General features: G+C 45.0%; 1 protein-coding gene. It reads right to left on the bottom strand.

Features of this window, described 5'->3' with window-relative positions; translation table 11 throughout:
* Positions 1-73: 73 nt before the first annotated feature.
* Complete coding sequence (locus tag ACTQ3A_RS13855; RefSeq protein ID WP_441495189.1) at positions 74-1,447, bottom strand: IS4 family transposase; 1,374 nt, start codon at positions 1,445-1,447, stop codon at positions 74-76.
* Positions 1,448-1,585: the final 138 nt, after the last annotated feature.

Genomic DNA, 1,585 nt, shown 5'->3' with positions numbered 1-1,585 from the left:
ACTAAAACTTCCCATAGCAAAAATGGGCTTCGCACCTTGAAAACTCAATAATACAGGCAATCAGATAGGATCTTTATGCCGCTAAACCCGCCTTTGCCAGCGAATTACGGATATACTCCGGAAGCTGACCGACAAACATCTCTATGAACATTGCAAGTTGTTCTTCGGTTGGCTGAAAAATAGCAGAAATACTTTCTATCATGGCAGTTATGATGATCTGGAAAGATTCGCCAAAGGTGATATCCGCCAGCTCGTCCGTGAAAAAGTAGAAGATCTCTCCAAGCGTTCTGTCGTCCTTGCTCCGCCGCTGTTCCATGGAGATCATCAGATATCGAGTAAAAACGATCGCCACATGCGCGGTCAGGGCATCGTATGAAAGGCTGTGGCATTCCGATATCAGTTGCAGATAGGACTTGCATGTCTTAAAGAATACCTCAATCTGCCACCGCTTTCCGTAGATCCGGATGATCTCTTCTTCGGACAGTTCGGGATTTGTACAGATGAAAGCAATCCAGTCTTTCTTGTTTTTCTTATTCCGAACGCAGACGATTTTGGCAGGAATCTTCTCGTCTTTACCAACCATGACATTCACGGAAAGAAGGTACTTGCTGCGGCCCCGGCGCTTCTTGCAGATGCCGAAAATCTTTTTGATGGAAAGCTGCTTTCCTTCATACTCGTAGTAGATGTGGGAGCTCTTCTTGAGCATAGCAATGGAATCTAGACCAAGTTTTTTCACAGCGATCAGCTGTGCGGGACTGGAGAACCATGTGTCAAACAGGACGTAATCCGCATGATGACCGGCGTTCTGTGCAGTCTTAAGCAGCTCGATCATGACTTCTGTGCCCTTTGTTTGTGCAAGCTTTCTACGCTTTGCTGCAAGGGAACGGCCATCGCACTGATCGACCGGACCGATAAGATTTTTCTCTTTGGAAGAGGCTAATAGGCAGCTGTTTACAGGAAGAAATGTATTCCCGTCAGTCCATCCAAGTGTCATCAGACGGAATCCTTTGCAGTATTTCATGGAGGTATGGTCAAACACACGGGAGCCAAGCTCCGTTTGCTTGCAGCTCGTTCGTTCAAAAAGGCTGTCGTCAACAACAAACGCGTTTACACGGTCTTCCGAAGTAAGCGGCTCAACAGCATCAGCAATCTTCTTAGACAGAAGGGTAGTAAAGCGAAGCCAGTTTGTCTTCGGGCTGTTCAGGAACCGATAAAACGTATTCTTTGAAAACGACTCTTTGAAGGAGCCTGTCTTCTGCTGCATATACATGCTGCGGTCGGCGAAAACATTGCAGAGCTTATATTTGAAAATATCGATTACCGGAACGCCCTTCTCCTTCTGAGCATTGCATTTATGGAGGAGGTTACCGATTCTGAAAGTTGAGAAAAATGTCGAAATAGCATTAAAAAGTTCCTGTCCGTCTTTATCCTGTGGTAGAATTGATATTGGCATAGATAGTCTCCTTTGTATGGTTGTTTCTAGTCAACTCAATTATACCAAAGGCACAGCGTCTATGCCTTTTTAATTGCCTACATTATTGAGTTTTCAAGGTTCAACACACCTTTTGAGTGTGGGAAGTTTTAG

It is taken from the genome of Bilifractor sp. LCP21S3_F8 (assembly GCF_052117805.1).
Classification (GTDB): Bacteria; Bacillota; Clostridia; order Lachnospirales; family Lachnospiraceae; genus Bilifractor.
The sequence above is the reverse complement of the archived record's forward strand: the minus strand, read 5'-3'. Positions and strand labels throughout refer to the sequence as shown.